The following is a 15,108-nucleotide window of genomic DNA, read 5'->3' as shown; positions in this document are numbered from 1 at the left end:
TTATAGGACATCGTCGAAATCACGGGATTGAATGGTGTCATTGCCGGTCTGATGGGCTACGTGGTCAGAATCATCATTCCATGAGCGTGTTCTCCGGCGGAGCGCTGCGGCCGGCGGAGCTGTCTGCGACCTCTGGAGCCCAGTGGCAGCGTCCGTCAGGCCCCGATCACTCGCTGGCGTCGGTTCCGACAAGGGTAACGAGCGCGGAGGGGCATCTGGCGGTGAAATAGGGGCAGGTGGAGGTATGGGACCCGAAGCTCCCACTGGACGAGAAACGCCTTCCCCACCCGTGCTGTGCTCGACCTCGTCGTAGATAGATTCTGCGACCGGAACCAATGACGGAGCAGCCGCCAATGGTGAGGCTTCATCATCGCTGAGCCCCTCCCACTCAGAGACATGCCGAGCACGTCGGCGATCATGGAACCGAGTAAACTGCAGCGCTAGTTCCATGAGAACAACGAGCGTAAGGGCAAGAACCATCATAGAGATGGGATCCTGCCCAGGCGTAGCAATAGCGGCGAAAATGAAGATAAGGACAATTAAGATTCGTCGTTTGTCCTTGAGATGCTCATAGTGCACTACACCGGCGAGGTTCAACATAGCCGTAAAGAGAGGAACTTCGAAACTTAAACCGAAGACCACGATAAGCGTAATGACGAAATTGAAGTACTTCTCACCGGTCAAGGCGGAAATCTGGGTACTATCACCCAAATGCAACAGCATGTCCAGGCCCATGGGTAAAACCAGATATGCGGCAATCACACCGCCGACAAACAGTAATCCTGCGATTGCGCCGACGGACAACGTCCATCGCCGTTCGTTTTTGAGGAGACCCGGCGTAATAAAACCCCATACTTCGATTAGCCACAGTGGGCAGGCCAACACTACTCCTGCTAGCGTGCCCATCTTCATGCGTAGCATGAACATTTCAAACGGGCTGGTCGCGATAAGTCGACATTCGTGGTCTGCGGAAAAGGAAGCCCGAGCTGATGGAGGCAACGAACAGTATGGTGCTTTTAAAATTTCGCCGAGACTCGGCACTCGTGGAAAATGGATAGCCCCCACGGACCAGGCTGAAATTCCATGCTCGTACCACAAGAAACCAATAATCGTCGTTAAAGAAATCGCAGCGAGTGCCCGCAACAAGCGTGTACGGAGTTCGCGCAGGTGGTCAACGATGGACATGGTTCCATCAGGGTTTTTCTTTGACGCGCGAGGCATGCCTCTGCTGTTGCGTATCGACGGTGATTGAGTCACGAGCGCCTGGTCCTCTCGGAGGGTTTTAGTAGAGAGGCTCTAGGCACGGTCTTTCTTCTCGTCTGTGGATTCCACCGCAAAAGAGGTCTGGTCACCACCACCTTGTTGCGAAGAAGTAATCTCATTGGTCTTTGTCGATGCTGCGGAGTGCGCATTACCGTCCGTACCGTCGTTCTTCATTTCTGATACCTCAGACTTGAAAATCCGCATGGAGCGGCCAACCGAGCGTGCGGCATCAGGAAGCTTTTTCCACCCGAAGAGAAGAAGGATGACAACTGCGATGAGAACGAGCTCAGGAAACCCTAGGTTAGCCATGAAGTACACCTTACGACGCTGCGGTGAACAATACTGAAGCCACCCCAGCGTGTCGCCTACTTAGTGGGGAGTGACTGATCGGTGCTTAACGATACCGAAGTATCTCAGCTTCTGCACAGCGAGCGATCGATTCTCGTAGCTCTGGGGGCTCGAGCGGGATAGCAGCTCCGCCATGTCTGAGCAAGAAATCGTGAATCCACCTATCCCGGCCGGGTATGTCGACAATCAGACCACCCTTGAAATTAGTGACAGGCCATACTTGTTCATAGTCAACAATCCACCGGACTGACGGCGCCAACCACACTCGTGCCCAATGTGTACTTTCTTGAAAACCGAAGGGATCGCGAGGATTAATAGACGTGCACAGCCGGTCCCTTTCCTTGGAAAGTAACGATGACGGGCCCTGAGGTTGTACCGATCGGATCCGGTCGATACGAAAATGTCGGATATTCTCCCTCGAGAACGGATTGTCATCATCGCTGTGTCTCGCTGACTCTCCTCCATCCTGGGGCGCGGGCAGCGACAGTGCACGGAGGTAACTCACCCCGTCGACAACGACGATCATGAGAGGATCAACGTTTCGTGCGTTGGTATCATCGTCTCCGAGAAAGTCACCATAGACAAGAGCAAGCGTTGTTGTCGTCATGATCGCGTCAGCGACGGTACTAACGAGTGCATGATTCCCACCTTGGGTCGAACGAGCGATGGCATCAGCATGATGGCCTGCCATCTTCCGAAGCTTATATTCAGCCCGACGAATCGTGTCAGAATCAACAATGCCAGAAATTGAGTCGATGGTTCCCAGTGCCATAAGAATGGCACTAGCCTCTTCCATAGTAAGCCCAACAGGAGCCGTGAGACCTTGATCCGCCCAGAGAAAAATGTGGCGAGGATCTGCATCGATATCGATTAAATCCCCACCTGCCAAACCTGGAAGGCCACAGAATGTCAACGTGGTGATGTCATTTTTCAGTTGCCTCGGCGACATAGCCAGGTCATGAGCAGCCTCGAATAGAGTCACACCAGAGTGTTGCCGAAGATAGGGAACAATGGTGAAGAGCCGCAATAGTTCGGTGTGGTGTTGGTGTGAAACGCTCGGTATATCACATTCATCGACAGAATGGTCCGTATCCTCAAGCTTCGGCATGGATGTGGGAAGAATCCATGTGGAGGAATCGGTAATCCCAGCTCTCAGGGAGTCTAAACGACTCCTGACCGAGGAACGAGTCTCATGCGCAATGGTCTCCCGGTTCACAACGGAGCTCACGAGTTCCTTGAGGTCCGTGTTAACACGGTGGGCGATATGGCTGGCTGCGACACCTGTGTCGTCAATGGAGTTAATCCGCGCTAATCGAAAACTCCGCGGCTCGTTGCGTTCGAGGTCAAAACAGGTAAGGTACCATCGCCCGTTGTGAGGGACGAGGGCCCAAGGCTCGACGGTGCGTTGGACCGGTTCGTCTTCGACCGACGGATAGTAGAGAAACTGGACAACAGTGCCAGTAGTGATGGCATGAAGAACCGTAGAGAAATCCGGTCCGGTGAGGTCCGTACCGTCCGGAACTCCGTGAACGGGTGCTACTGTACCAAGAGACCCTGCTGCGGAAAGCTTTACCCATGCTCGTTGCCCTAACACGGCGAGGTCCCCTGAGAGGGCGAACTTGCTTGCGAGAGCGATAACCTCCATTTCCTCGCGTGTGAAATGGACATCAATGGTGTGAGAGAAATCTATAAGGTATCCATCCTCCACGGCAGTGATGACGAAGCCGAGGTCACGTAGTTGGGCGATATCGCGGGTGAGCTTTCGCAACCGTGATTCTTCTGGAACATCCCCGTAGCCACTGACATGCTCAATGATCCACCTCCCTCTCAGAGGCCGGGTGGAGTCTTTCAACGCGAGTACAAGGTTAATGAGACGCTCGTAGGTAGTTCGGGTGGAATGGGTCGGGGTATCACGACGGGTATGATGTGCGGATGGCGTCATGCGGAATCCCCCTTTGCATTACTGGTTGAGAATGGTCAGAATTAGTTCTTCTGCTCGAGGATCGTGGGCGGTGAATGGGTCGGTCAACGCAATATCACGAGGTCCTGGCCGGTTGACCTTCAAGCGTGTCCAATCGACTGAGACATCAGCATCATATTCATGAGCGAGGCGGAGAAAATCACCTCGTATTTTTGCGCGTGTGGTGTGTGGCGGGGTATTAACGGCCTCAGCGATTACGGTCGAATCAGCCTCAGGCAGCCAGCGTGATACGCGACCGTTTCGTTCGAGAGTCCGGAAGATCCCCTTTCCTGGGCGAATATCATGATACGCAAAGTCAATTTGCTGAAGCTTCGGGTGGCATAGATCCCAGCCGAATTTGTCTTGATAGCGGTCGATGATGTCCTTCTTGATGGCCCAATCAATATCAGTAACAATCTGCGTCGTGTCTCCCGCATCAATGGCCGTGAGGACCTTTTTCCACATCGTGACGACACGCTGCATCTCGGCATTCGATGTACCGCGATGATCGCCTGGGCGCTCGTGCAGCCACCGTTGTGCGCTTTCGAGAAATGCACACTGAACCTGGAGCGCACAGCTGACACGACCAGATCGAAGGACGATGGGCGCCCGCCCAGTGAGATCGTAGCTAATGTCGCGAATAGCCTGCGGAGGATTCGCAATCTCCCACGTGTCGAATGTATAGCCCGCCTCCAGCATTTCAAGAACAAGAAGAGCAGATCCAACCTTGAGCGCGGCCGTGGTCTCGGACATGGACGTATCCCCGACGATGACATGCAGGCGTCGGTAGAGCTCAGAATCTGCATGCGGTTCGTCTCGGGTGTTAATAATCGGACGTGACCGTGTCGTCGCAGATGACACTCCTTCCCACACATGGTTGGCACGCTGGCTCAACTGATAGCTTGGCCCTGAGTCATTGTGTGCTCCCCGTGATTGAGGGCCCACAATATGCCCGGCGCCGCAGATCAATTGACGGGTGATGAGAAACGGGATGAACTCCTGGCCCAATTGTTGAAGAGGCATCTGTCGGCCAACAAGGTAGTTTTCGTGGCATCCGTAGGAATTACCGAGTGAATCGGTATTGTTCTTAAATAGATGAATACTGCCGTCGATGTGTTGTTCGACGAGAACCTGCTCTGCTTGGTCAGCGAGACGATTGAGAGTGGCCTCCCCAGCGCGGTCGTAGATCAACAATTGGCTGAGGTTATCGCATTCGGGCGTGGCGTATTCTGGGTGTGATCCCACGTCAAGATAGAGGCGTCCGCCGTTATGTGTGTAGATATTTGAACTGCGGAAGCGCTCGATGATTGGGTGAAAGAGCTGCCGGGCAATATCGTCGGGCGCGACAGATTGTATTCCATCATGGGTGCATGTGATTCCGAATTCGGTTTCGATTCCCATGATGCGGCGGGTGAAAACCGTGTTATCAGTGCTCACTGGCCGCCCTTTTGAACGTAGGAACGAACAAATTCTTCTGCGTTGGATTCTAGGAGGCCGTCAATTTCGTCGAGGAGGTCGTCGGTTCCTTGGCTGTTGATTTGCGATTGGCCAGTGGTGTGTTCCTCGTCAGTGGTGAGGTCGTTGCCATGTGTGGTGCCGTAAGTGTGTGTTGTTTTTTCCATTGTGGGGAGCTCTCTTTTAGGGGTTGAGGTGCGTGGTGTTGTCTCTATTGCTTCACTGTATCGCGTGTACATGTGTCACAGGGGTGTAACTTCGCATATGCCGGAGGCTGAAAGGAAGCGTGTGACATCGTTGATATCCCGTGCGCCCTCGGTGATGTCGTAGGTGGCATCGGCAGCGGTGGCAGTCAATGAGCTGAGATCGATGCGTTGTGGTTGGGATGTTCCGACAATGAGGTTGTCCCAGTTTGCGGCAAGGATGTCATGGGGAAAGCGCGTGATGAGACGACCTCGTAGCCATGCGCGCGTGTTGGTTGGTGGTGTGTCTATAGCTGCGTCGATATCTTCTGGATCGACGAGGGTTTGCATCCTTCCCCGGCGGACGAGAGCGTGGTAAAGCCCTTTGCTGGGATCGCAGTCACTGTATTGCAAGTCAATAAGCGATAGCCGCGGGTCGTCCCACTGCCCTGTTCCGCGCTGTCTGAATCCGTCGAGTAGGGCATATTTCGCGGTCCAGTCGAGACGGTCGGCGGTTATGTGAGGATCGGATGACAAGTCTGTGAGGATGTCCTCCCACACAGTGAGTACTTTCTTATCGACATCACTCAGACTGATCAGTCCGTGGTGGGCAGCGTCCACGACTCGGTCGTGGTAGATACGTTGAATGTCGATGGCGGTCCACTGCGTTTTGCGGTCTGCTCCGCGTAGCACTGCTGTACATGTGAGGTCGCGTGAGACGCGGTGGAGGTCATCTACTGGAGACTCGAGCTCGAGATCAGAAAAATCGATTCCTGCTTCGATAGCGTCGAGGACCAGCGCCGTTGTGCCCAGCTTGAGGAACTGCGCATACTCTGACAAGTTGGCGTCCCCAATAATAACGTGAAGACGTCGCCATTCGTCAGCCTTAGCATGGGGCTCATCACGAGTATTGATGATTCCGCGGTTGAGGGTCGTCTCCAGTGAGACCGTGGTTTCTATGTAATCAGCGCGCTGTGAGATTTGGAAACCAGCATTCTCGCTGTGCTGGCCTAGGCCGACGCGGCCAGCGCCGGTCATGATTTGTCGAGTCACGAAAAAGGGAATCAGGCCCTGTTCAATGGCGGTCATATCGGTGTCGCGACGGTACAGATAGTTTTCGTGAGTGCCGTATGAGGCGCCTTTGCCATCAACGTTATTCTTATAGATTTTGAGATCCCAATGCTCCCCCTCGTGGCCAATCCCAGCCTGGGTAGCGGCTTGGGCAGCGCGGCTCATAATGATGTCCCCAGCTTTATCCCAGATCACTGCAGAGAGAGCATCGGTTACTTCTGGTGACGAATATTCGGGATGAGCATGGTCGACATAAAAACGTGCGCCATTGCCCACGATGATGTTTGCCGCCCCCATTGCGTTCGGGTCTAACACCGGTGCGTGATGAGCGGCATATCGGCGAAGATCGAAACCACGCGCATCGCGAAGCGGGGATTCAGGCTCATAATCCCAGCGTGTTCGGTCCGAGCCGAGTCCGAGTTTATCGGCATACGCCATGACCGCAGCTGTCGAGGTTGTAATTGGACTCATACTGGGGTTCGAAGGGCAGGAAATGCCGAATTCGGTCTCTGTTCCCATTATCCGAGGCTGGTGATGAAGCATCATTCTCTCCCCTCGTCCACGTCAGCCACCACCTGCTTGGCATGGATGGGGGCTGACGCGTGTCGTGCCACCGTGACGTTTGTGACGCGCTGGCCAGACCGACCAGAAATTCGCGCCCACTCATCTGGATTGGCGGTATTGGGTAAGTCATCATTTTCAATGAACTCTTGGTCAACCGCAGTACGAACATCATCGAGCGAAATGCCGTGGCTATCGGGGTTGCCCGATGCTAGTGCTCTTTTCAATGCATTCTTTTTCGCGCGATCTACGATATTCGCAATCATTGCCCCAGAGGCGAAATCGCGATAATAAAGTGTTTCATGACTCCCATCCATGAAGGTCAGCACGACAAATTCGTTCTCTGGATTATCGGAGTACATCCTACTAGTCAGCTCGTCGATAAGTGCCGCTACCGCAGAATGGCGATCGCCGGTGTGCTCCACCAATGATGGGTCCAAGGGCAACGTGTCCACAATGTACAACGCGGCAATTTCTCGAGCAGACACCTCATCCGGACGCTCAACCCGTATCTTCACATCCAATCGGCCCGGGCGAAGAATCGCCGGATCAATCATTTCTTCTCGGTTTGAGGCCCCGATGATAATAACGTTTCGAAGGTCCTCGACGCCGTCAATCTCCGCGAGAAGCTGCGGCACAACAGTATTTTCTAAGTCAGACGAGATTCCAGAGCCACGTGTACGGAAAATTGCGTCCATTTCATCGAAAAACACGATGACCGGTCGGGGGCCCTCTGCAATCGATCGAGCGCGTTCAAAAATCTGGCGAATTTGGCGCTCAGTCTCACCCACGAACTTATTCAGTAGCTCCGGGCCCTTGATATTTAAGAAGTAACTCTCACCGCCACTACCCATTTTCTGTGCTAATGAGTGAGCGACCGCTTTTGCGATCAGTGTCTTACCGCACCCAGGAGGCCCGTACAGTAACACCCCCTTGGGTGGGTGAAGGTCAAACTTGCGGTATAGATCGGGATGCGTGAATGGTAGTTCGACTGCATCATGAATCATCTCAATCTGATGATGAAGGCCACCGATGTCCTCATAAGACACCTGAGGAACTTCTTCCAAAATGAGGTTCTCGACATCTGCCTTCGGAATGGACTCGAAGGCATAGCCTGCCCGGTAATCTACTAACACCTGATCGCCGATACCGACACCGTTATGTGACCACAATGCAGAGAGTGGACCAGCCATCTTCAGAACACGCAGCTCGCCCATCGTGTCAGCAACGACCACTCGTGAATCCTCGGGTAAAAATTCTTTGACAACAGCGATATCACCGAAATCACGACAACCACAATGCTCGACGACCTCCTGTCCCTCCCCTAGTCGAACTAGCGATCCCGGTGTCAATTGTGACGTGTCTACTCCGGGGGAGACAACTAACCGCATCCGCCGATTAGACGTAAAGACTTCGGCGGTGTGACCACCCGGGTTAAGTTTGAGGAGGGTCCCGTACGTACTGGGGGGATCTGATAGGGCCCTGATCTGCTCATTGAGAGCATCTAATTTATCGCGTGACGCCTTAAGCATCTCGACGAGCTTGGCGTTGCGAGTACCTAAAGTACGGTTAGCTAATTGTAATTCCTTGAGTGAGGGCGAGACATGGGGAGAAGGCGTTGTCATAACCCCATCCTACAAAGCCGAACATCCTCCGAAACCGTGTCTGCGCTAAGAAGACTGACCTGGCATCTCAGTACAGTCCTCGGACCACGTAGTCGCCGTACTTTACCGTTGGCTACTTTTGCACGCGCCGCTTCGGCTTGGGCGGAACAGTCCCATCAGCCAAACGACGGGCACACACCAAGAAGGCAGTATGCGCATTCATCCGATGCTCCGGGCGTGTAGCTAACCCATCGACCTTCCACTCACGTACCAATGACTCCCAGGCGCGAGGCTCAGTGAAGCATCCCTGAGCACGTAGCCCTTCCATAACTTTCATTAGCTGCGGAACTGTCGCCACATACCCGATAAACACGCCACCGGGCAGGAGAAGATTTTTACACGTCTCCAAACACTCCCACGGCTCCAACATGTCCAAAATAATCCGATCAACAGGGCCATCGAGATCATCAATGGTGACATCGCGAATGTCACCCAGCCGAGGCTTCCAATTAGCCGGAGCAGACCCCATGAAATCAGACACATTTGACAAGGCATACGTCAAATGATCGTCACGAATTTCATAGGAAAAAACCGTCCCCCGGTCCCCCACAGCACGAAGAAGTGATAACGTTAACGCTCCTGATCCAGCGCCCGCCTCGAGCACCCGCGCGCCGGGAAAAATATCGCCCTCAATGACGATCTGAGCAGCGTCTTTAGGATAAATTACTTGCGCACCACGAGGCATGGAGAGGACATAGTCCACCATGAGATGACGGAAACACAGGTATTGGCCTCCCTCAGTCGACACAACGACAGTGCCTTCGTCATTGCCGATGATGTCATCGTGGTCAATGGCACCCATATGAGTAAAGAACTTCGCCCCTTCAGCCAAGTCAATAGTGAAGTGACGACGCTTAGCGTCGGTCAGTTGAACACGATCGCCAGGCCGAAAGACGCCCGAGTAAGCCATTGAACAAGCTCCTTGAGGAAAAGAAAACAACAAAAATGGTAAGCCACCTGGGCAGAGAGCCAGGCTGCACCTAAGACAGTGTAGGGGCTGCAGGGCCGCCATGTGGCATGCGCTATGGTCATGATTTATGAGTGCTCGACGACGCATGGCCTTATCGCCTTCCCGAGCAGGAGACTATAACCAATGTCCCCTCCTATATCGGTATCGTGCCATTGATCGACTCTCCGAGCCGAAAACACTTGCTCAAGTGAAAGGGACATTAGTTCACGCCGTGCTCGAAAACATGCATGGCCAACCACGATCTGAGCGTACCTACCCCAACGCCACCAAGATGCTTAAACCACACTGGGCGATGATGGTCGATAAGGATCCTGAACTGAACAAACTAGTCCCTGACGACGATCTCTTCGCATTTTTGGTCGAATGCAGAACGCTCTTGAAGGGGTATTTCGCCATGGAAAACCCCGAGAATTTCGATGCCGATGAATGCGAAATGCCTGTGGACACCACACTGCCTAATGGAGTCCCCGTACGAGGATTCATCGATCGTGTTGACATTGCCCCCACCGGGGAAGTTCGCGTCGTGGACTACAAAACAGGAAAGAAGCCCATTCCCCGTTTCAACCAGCAAGCAATGTTCCAGATGCGATTCTATGCACTCGTATATTGGCGATTATTCAATATTATCCCAACGCAGCTGAGATTAATGTATCTCAAAGTAATGGATTCGATGTACCTGGCGCCATCCCAAATGGAACTAGAGTACTTTGAACGCGACATTGGAGACCTATGGTCGAAAATCGAGCGGGACGGCAAAACGGGGAGGTTCCGCCCCCGGGAGTCCAAACTCTGCGATTGGTGCTCATTTCAGTCGCTCTGCCCCGCCAAAGGTGGAACGGAACTGCCCTACCCTGGGTGGCCGGATGACGCCCTCAATACTTCCACAAAGTAGTCGTTCTCCACCAGTAACGTTCTCACCGGGTCAGTCGCGCAATCCGTATATCCGTCGCAAGGATCGCCTCAGCACCTAACGCAGATAACTCGTCCATTAACCGGTTAGCAGAGCTGCGCGGCACCATAGCACGAACAGCGACCCAGCCATCATCGGCAAGCGGAGACACGGTAGGGGCAGACAACCCAGGCGTCAGTCTGGTCGCATCGGAAAGAAGGCTCTGAGGGCAGTTGTAATCAATCATGAGGTAGTTCTTCGCATGAAGAATCCCCTCGATACGGCGGAGTAAAATTTGATGTTCGTCCGACACAGGCTGATCATGACGACCGACAATGATAGCCTCCGACGTGCAGATCACATCCCCAAACGGCTCCAGCCCTTGCTGTCGGAGAGTACGACCAGTCGACACCACATCAGCAATGACATCTGCCACTCCAAGACGAATTGAAATCTCCACCGCACCATCAAGACGAATCACATCAGCATCACAACCCCGCTTCCTCAAATCCGTCTCGACCAGGCTCGGATAACTCGTCGCAATCCGCTTTCCATCCAGCTTCTCCACAGACCACATCTCGCCCTGCGGAGCTGCATAACGGAATGTTGATGCTCCAAAACCAAGAGCAAGAAGCTCATTGACACCGGTTGCTGCAGAATCCGCGGCTAAATCCCGCCCTGTGATCCCTAAATCGAGGTGCCCCTTCGCCACGTAAATAGCAATATCCTTGGGGCGAAGGAAGAAAAACTCCACATCATTCTGCTCATCCCACGATGTTAAATCTTTTGAATCCCTGCGCATCCTATATCCAGCTTCAGCCAGGATATGAGTAGCTGCTTCTGAGAGAGAACCTTTATTAGGCACAGCGACGCGAAGCATAGGACGGCCTCCTATAGGTGACGGTAAATATCGGCTAGTGACAGTTGCCGCTTAGCAGCGACGACCTGTAGCCAATACAACAGTTGACTGATCTCCTCGGCGAGCTCATCGTTAGACTGGTATTCAGCAGCTAACCACACCTCGCCGGCTTCCTCCACGATTTTCTTACCGATGAAATGGATACCCCGATCCAACGCGTCGACCGTCCTGGAGCCTTCGGGACGACGTTCAGCCCGCACAGTGATCTCAGCAAAAAGGTCATCAAAGCTTTTCACAAGGCCCATCCTTCCACACAGCAAAGTGCGGTGTGTCCATTTTATACTTCATTCCATAGGTCTCTAAAGTCATCAACAGTCCACGGTGCTTCATCACGCGCAGCAAAACTATCGACGCCGCGAAGCTCGTTGAGCGTGAGAATCCCGCTCGGTAATGTCAGATCAGGTTCGACCGGAACACCAACCACACGACATCCAGCAGTACGCGCGGCCACCATTCCCGCTGGAGAGTCTTCCACCACAAGCACATCGTCAGGCTGAACGTTCAAAAGCTCACACGCGCGAACATAGGCTTCAGGATGAGGCTTGCCCTGTGGAACCTCGTCCCCGGCGACTGTTACGTCGAACACATCTTCACCGATCACAGGTAAGCAGCAAGTGACCAAAACCCGCGCGGTATTTGTCACTAATGCTTGCGGAACACCTGCGGCGTGCACGTCGGCGAGGATACGCGGAAAACCAGGACGAAAATCGAAACCATTGGATAATATTTCACCCATACGGGCAAAAAACCACCTTTTCCACGTGCCGATCAACGCAGGCGTCGGAGTCTGACCCGCGTATGTCAGGCATCGAGAAATCGTGTTGTCTGCAGTCCCACCAACTGTGGTAGCTCGTTGTTCTGGTGTAAGGTCAATGCCCATCAAACGCGCCATTTCGTAGGTAGCGACTCCCCATCGTGGTTCGGTATCAACCAAAGTTCCGTCCATATCCCAAGCAATCGCGCGCATGAAATACAGTGTACGGAGCTCGTTAAAGTTTGACTCCAAGCAGGGCATCGACACCTCCTGCGACAAGCGCTGCCGCAGGTGAGAGATGAGCATACAGGTCGACAGGATCATTTCCGCGCTGATGAGCTGCCGGTAGCATATCAACAGTCAGCTCACCTGAAGCATGTAAATGGGAACCACACCGTTGGGTACCTGCTGTAGCAGATGCCAGCTCCACTGATGCAGCGTCAGCGACACTGTCTTTCCCGTCATCCACGATCGTTATCTTCCCTTGTGCTGCGCCAAGCTCCCTATCGTGTATCGGTGCTGCGCATGGCACAGGGACCGACAGGGATTCATAGGCATTCTTCCCATCAACGCCGGGGGTATTCCAAATTTCTTCCTTATCAACAAAGATGTTCGCCCATGCGTCGATAAGATCCAGGGCCGTCGGCGTATCGAGGTCAGTTGCGAGAGCCTGACGGATATCGGTGATAAGGCGACGTGCTCGCGCCTCAGTATCAGCATCGTTGTGACCATTGGCAATGGTAACTGCCGAGCGCCAGAAGGCGAGCCGTCGAGACCCTGCAGCTAGCAGTGCATCAGACCAATTGCGTTGCACGCGATAATGGCCAGCATACAAAGCCAACCGTATCGACGACGGATCAGTGCCAGCACTACATAATCGTGAGACGAAGACAAGATTGCCCAATGACTTACTCATCTTCACCCCACCGAGCGCAATGAGACCAGTATGCATGTAATGATCCGCCATACGTTCAATGCCGCATGCCGCCTCAATATGAGCGGCTGAGTATTCATGGTGCGGGAAAATAAGATCGAAACCCCCGCCTTGAACGTCAAAAGGCGTACCTAAATAGCGGGCGGCGATAGCAGCGCATTCAATATGCCACCCCGGGCGACCGCGTCCAAATGGAGAATCCCACGCTGGTTCTCCCGGACGCTCTGCGCGCCACAACAGGGAGTCCAGTGGATGACGCTTACCAGACCGGTCAGGATCGCCACCACGCTCCGCGAAAAACTTCTCCATCGTCCGGGCGTCGTAATGCGACTCGTACCCGAACTGCCGTGTCGCCGTCCGGTCCGCATAGACATCTGGATAGGTTGGATCATCAACCACATAGGCAGATCCGTTATCTAGCAGAGTGCTCACCATCGAAATGACCTCTGGGATAGACTCCACTGCGCCAATATACGAGGTCGGTGGAATAACCCCGAGATTCACCATGTCTTGGCGGAACAAATTGGTTTGGGATTCACCAAGCTCTCTCCAATCGACACCGTCACGATGTGCCCGCTCAAAGAGGGGATCATCAACATCGGTGACGTTCTGCACGAAATTCAGCCGATGGCCATTAGCGAGTAATTGCCTGTTTAACACATCAAACGCGACGTAAGTCGCAGCATGCCCCAAGTGTGTTGAGTCATACGGTGTAATTCCACAGACATATACCGTGGCCTCGTCAGCCGGGACCAGTGGTGTGACGTCGCTCGATGCTGTATCCCACATGTGGAGAGGAACAGGCTGGACCTCTCCTAGAAGAGAGCGCATATCAGCAACAAGGGGTTTCTGCCAAGACTGCATAAGCCTTAGTCTACGGACCCGCGACGACGTCGTCTTAAGTAGCTGCCATAACCCCTGTACTGAGAAGAAGCATTACAATGAGCCCGACCGGAATTCGATACATTGCAAACCACGCGAACGAATTGTTTGCAACAAATTTCAGCAACCAGGCGATAGACACATAACCCAGTGCGAACGCGATCACTGTACCCACTAAGAGCTGCGGGCCCGACGCAATCTGGCCGTCAGTCGGATGGAAAGCATCCGGCAGAGAGAACAGCCCAGAAGCTAAAACCGCTGGAATAGCAAGCAAAAACGAAAAACGTGTTGCAGTCTCACGATCCTGATTCAAGAAAAGACCCGCAGAGACCGTGCCGCCCGAGCGTGACACACCGGGGATCAATGCAAGACACTGCGCACAGCCCATAATGACAGCATCCCGCAGGGACAAGTCTTTCTCAGCACGCGTATGTCGTCCAACCCTTTCAGCCCAAATAAACACGAATGAGAACAGAATGAGAACCGTGGCCGTGATCCACAAGTTACGGAAGTTATCGCGGATAAAGTCTTTGAGGATATATCCCACAATTCCCACGGGAAGGGTACCCACAATGACCATCCAGCCCATACGATAGTCATCACCCCGGCGTGATTTATCTGCTATACCCGCGAACCAGCCGGTGATAATGCGCCAAATATCTTTCGCAAAAAACACCAGTACGGCGGCTTCTGTACCCAGTTGAACAACAGCGGTGAATGACGCTCCAGCGTCATGGTTCCACAACAATTGGGACACAATCCGAAGGTGTCCGGAGGACGATACTGGTAAAAACTCCGTCAACCCCTGGATAATGGACAATATAATGGTTTGAAGCCACGTCATGTGGGTGTCGTTCCCGGCACTGGCCAGATGAGTAATCGTCTGGGTATGTTCAGCAACAGTTGCTCGGGTGGAGTGGGCTGCACTCGACAGCCACAACGGTGGAGACTGCGTCACGAAATGCACAGCATTGTGTGCTCGTTCCGCAATAGACGCGAGCGCGCCACCAGTCAGGTGGCTGTGAAAGACGTGTGCGAGAGCATCGCGGGCAACCCCGGCCGCAGATGTCAGTGCCGAATCGGCCATAGAAACTACCTGTCGTGTAGCCCGGACGATTAGTCCGGAGGTGGATAGAGACACGGCAAGTAGGCTAGCAACTTTATAGACTCGCCGTTTACTCTCCAGCGTAGCGGCCCGGCCAGTGGCCAGTGTTGTCTGTTCTTGTGCTGTTGTTGCTTCCTGCGCTGTAGTAGCG

General features: G+C 53.6%; 13 protein-coding genes and 1 pseudogene. 1 reads left to right on the top strand and 13 read right to left on the bottom strand.

The window, feature by feature from the left end; translation table 11 throughout:
- The 8 genes from tatC to V5S80_RS03575 all read right to left on the bottom strand — a co-directional run bounded on the left by tatC (position 1) and on the right by V5S80_RS03575 (position 9,414).
- Positions 1-1,257 carry a twin-arginine translocase subunit TatC gene (gene tatC, locus V5S80_RS03610; protein ID WP_395169335.1) on the bottom strand — a complete coding sequence of 419 codons (1,257 nt, stop codon included), beginning with the start codon at positions 1,255-1,257 and terminating at the stop codon, positions 1-3.
- A 39-nt stretch (positions 1,258-1,296) separates the two neighbouring features.
- Positions 1,297-1,572: a Sec-independent protein translocase subunit TatA gene (tatA, locus tag V5S80_RS03605; protein WP_395169334.1), complete on the bottom strand. Its 276-nt coding sequence runs from the start codon at positions 1,570-1,572 to the stop codon at positions 1,297-1,299.
- Between the two features lie 85 nt (positions 1,573-1,657).
- Complete coding sequence (locus V5S80_RS03600) at positions 1,658-3,553, bottom strand: WYL domain-containing protein (protein WP_395169333.1); 1,896 nt, start codon at positions 3,551-3,553, stop codon at positions 1,658-1,660.
- 18 nt (positions 3,554-3,571) lie between these two features.
- A complete protein-coding gene (gene pafA, locus V5S80_RS03595; protein WP_395169460.1) occupies positions 3,572-4,972 on the bottom strand; it encodes a Pup--protein ligase in 1,401 nt (466 codons plus the stop codon).
- Between the two features lie 32 nt (positions 4,973-5,004).
- Positions 5,005-5,193 carry a ubiquitin-like protein Pup gene (locus V5S80_RS03590; protein WP_395169332.1) on the bottom strand — a complete coding sequence of 63 codons (189 nt, stop codon included), beginning with the start codon at positions 5,191-5,193 and terminating at the stop codon, positions 5,005-5,007.
- 75 nt (positions 5,194-5,268) lie between these two features.
- Complete coding sequence (gene dop, locus V5S80_RS03585) at positions 5,269-6,822, bottom strand: depupylase/deamidase Dop (protein ID WP_395169459.1); 1,554 nt, start codon at positions 6,820-6,822, stop codon at positions 5,269-5,271.
- A complete protein-coding gene (gene arc, locus V5S80_RS03580) occupies positions 6,822-8,465 on the bottom strand; it encodes a proteasome ATPase (protein WP_395169331.1) in 1,644 nt (547 codons plus the stop codon). The genes dop and arc overlap by 1 nt, the downstream gene beginning before the upstream one ends.
- 112 nt (positions 8,466-8,577) lie before the next feature.
- Positions 8,578-9,414, bottom strand: coding sequence for a tRNA (adenine-N1)-methyltransferase (locus tag V5S80_RS03575; RefSeq protein WP_395169330.1), 837 nt, complete (start codon positions 9,412-9,414; stop codon positions 8,578-8,580).
- 127 nt (positions 9,415-9,541) lie between these two features.
- Between V5S80_RS03575 and V5S80_RS03570 the strand changes: the two genes are divergently transcribed.
- Entirely contained in the window at positions 9,542-10,366 is an 825-nt protein-coding gene (locus tag V5S80_RS03570; protein ID WP_395169329.1) for a RecB family exonuclease, read from the top strand.
- Positions 10,367-10,388: 22 nt separating this feature from the next.
- Here V5S80_RS03570 and hisG read toward each other — a convergent pair whose 3' ends face one another.
- The 5 genes and pseudogenes from hisG to V5S80_RS03545 form a co-directional block, all read right to left on the bottom strand.
- Entirely contained in the window at positions 10,389-11,243 is an 855-nt protein-coding gene (hisG, locus tag V5S80_RS03565; RefSeq protein WP_395169328.1) for an ATP phosphoribosyltransferase, read from the bottom strand.
- Between the two features lie 11 nt (positions 11,244-11,254).
- Complete coding sequence (locus tag V5S80_RS03560) at positions 11,255-11,518, bottom strand: phosphoribosyl-ATP diphosphatase (protein ID WP_395169327.1); 264 nt, start codon at positions 11,516-11,518, stop codon at positions 11,255-11,257.
- Positions 11,519-11,559: 41 nt separating this feature from the next.
- Positions 11,560-12,249 carry an HAD family hydrolase gene (locus V5S80_RS03555; protein WP_395169326.1) on the bottom strand — a complete coding sequence of 230 codons (690 nt, stop codon included), beginning with the start codon at positions 12,247-12,249 and terminating at the stop codon, positions 11,560-11,562.
- A gap of 400 nt (positions 12,250-12,649) precedes the next feature.
- Positions 12,650-13,834: pseudogene (gene mshC, locus V5S80_RS03550) on the bottom strand (cysteine--1-D-myo-inosityl 2-amino-2-deoxy-alpha-D-glucopyranoside ligase); the annotation flags it as partial.
- A gap of 34 nt (positions 13,835-13,868) precedes the next feature.
- Positions 13,869-14,696: an undecaprenyl-diphosphate phosphatase gene (locus V5S80_RS03545; RefSeq protein WP_395169458.1), complete on the bottom strand. Its 828-nt coding sequence runs from the start codon at positions 14,694-14,696 to the stop codon at positions 13,869-13,871.
- Positions 14,697-15,108: the final 412 nt, after the last annotated feature.

Origin of the sequence: Corynebacterium sp. PCR 32, from assembly GCF_037464985.1 — a bacterium.
Taxonomy (GTDB): domain Bacteria; phylum Actinomycetota; class Actinomycetes; order Mycobacteriales; family Mycobacteriaceae; genus Corynebacterium; species Corynebacterium kroppenstedtii_D.
Note: the sequence above shows the minus strand (reverse complement) of the source record. Positions and strands in the feature narration are given on the sequence as shown.

What these genes read in the sequence shown, in the direction of transcription:
- V5S80_RS03590 (WP_395169332.1), bottom strand. Translation starts at nt 5,193, where the DNA reads ATGGAAAAAACAACACACACTTACGGCACCACACATGGCAACGACCTC.
- V5S80_RS03600 (WP_395169333.1), bottom strand. Translation starts at nt 3,553, where the DNA reads ATGACGCCATCCGCACATCATACCCGTCGTGATACCCCGACCCATTCC.
- pafA (WP_395169460.1), bottom strand. Translation starts at nt 4,972, where the DNA reads ATGGGAATCGAAACCGAATTCGGAATCACATGCACCCATGATGGAATA.
- V5S80_RS03575 (WP_395169330.1), bottom strand. Translation starts at nt 9,414, where the DNA reads ATGGCTTACTCGGGCGTCTTTCGGCCTGGCGATCGTGTTCAACTGACC.
- V5S80_RS03555 (WP_395169326.1), bottom strand. Translation starts at nt 12,249, where the DNA reads ATGCGCGCGATTGCTTGGGATATGGACGGAACTTTGGTTGATACCGAA.
- V5S80_RS03570 (WP_395169329.1), top strand. Translation starts at nt 9,542, where the DNA reads ATGAGTGCTCGACGACGCATGGCCTTATCGCCTTCCCGAGCAGGAGAC.
- arc (WP_395169331.1), bottom strand. Translation starts at nt 8,465, where the DNA reads ATGACAACGCCTTCTCCCCATGTCTCGCCCTCACTCAAGGAATTACAA.
- tatA (WP_395169334.1), bottom strand. Translation starts at nt 1,572, where the DNA reads ATGGCTAACCTAGGGTTTCCTGAGCTCGTTCTCATCGCAGTTGTCATC.
- dop (WP_395169459.1), bottom strand. Translation starts at nt 6,822, where the DNA reads ATGCTTCATCACCAGCCTCGGATAATGGGAACAGAGACCGAATTCGGC.
- hisG (WP_395169328.1), bottom strand. Translation starts at nt 11,243, where the DNA reads ATGCTTCGCGTCGCTGTGCCTAATAAAGGTTCTCTCTCAGAAGCAGCT.
- V5S80_RS03545 (WP_395169458.1), bottom strand. Translation starts at nt 14,696, where the DNA reads ATGACGTGGCTTCAAACCATTATATTGTCCATTATCCAGGGGTTGACG.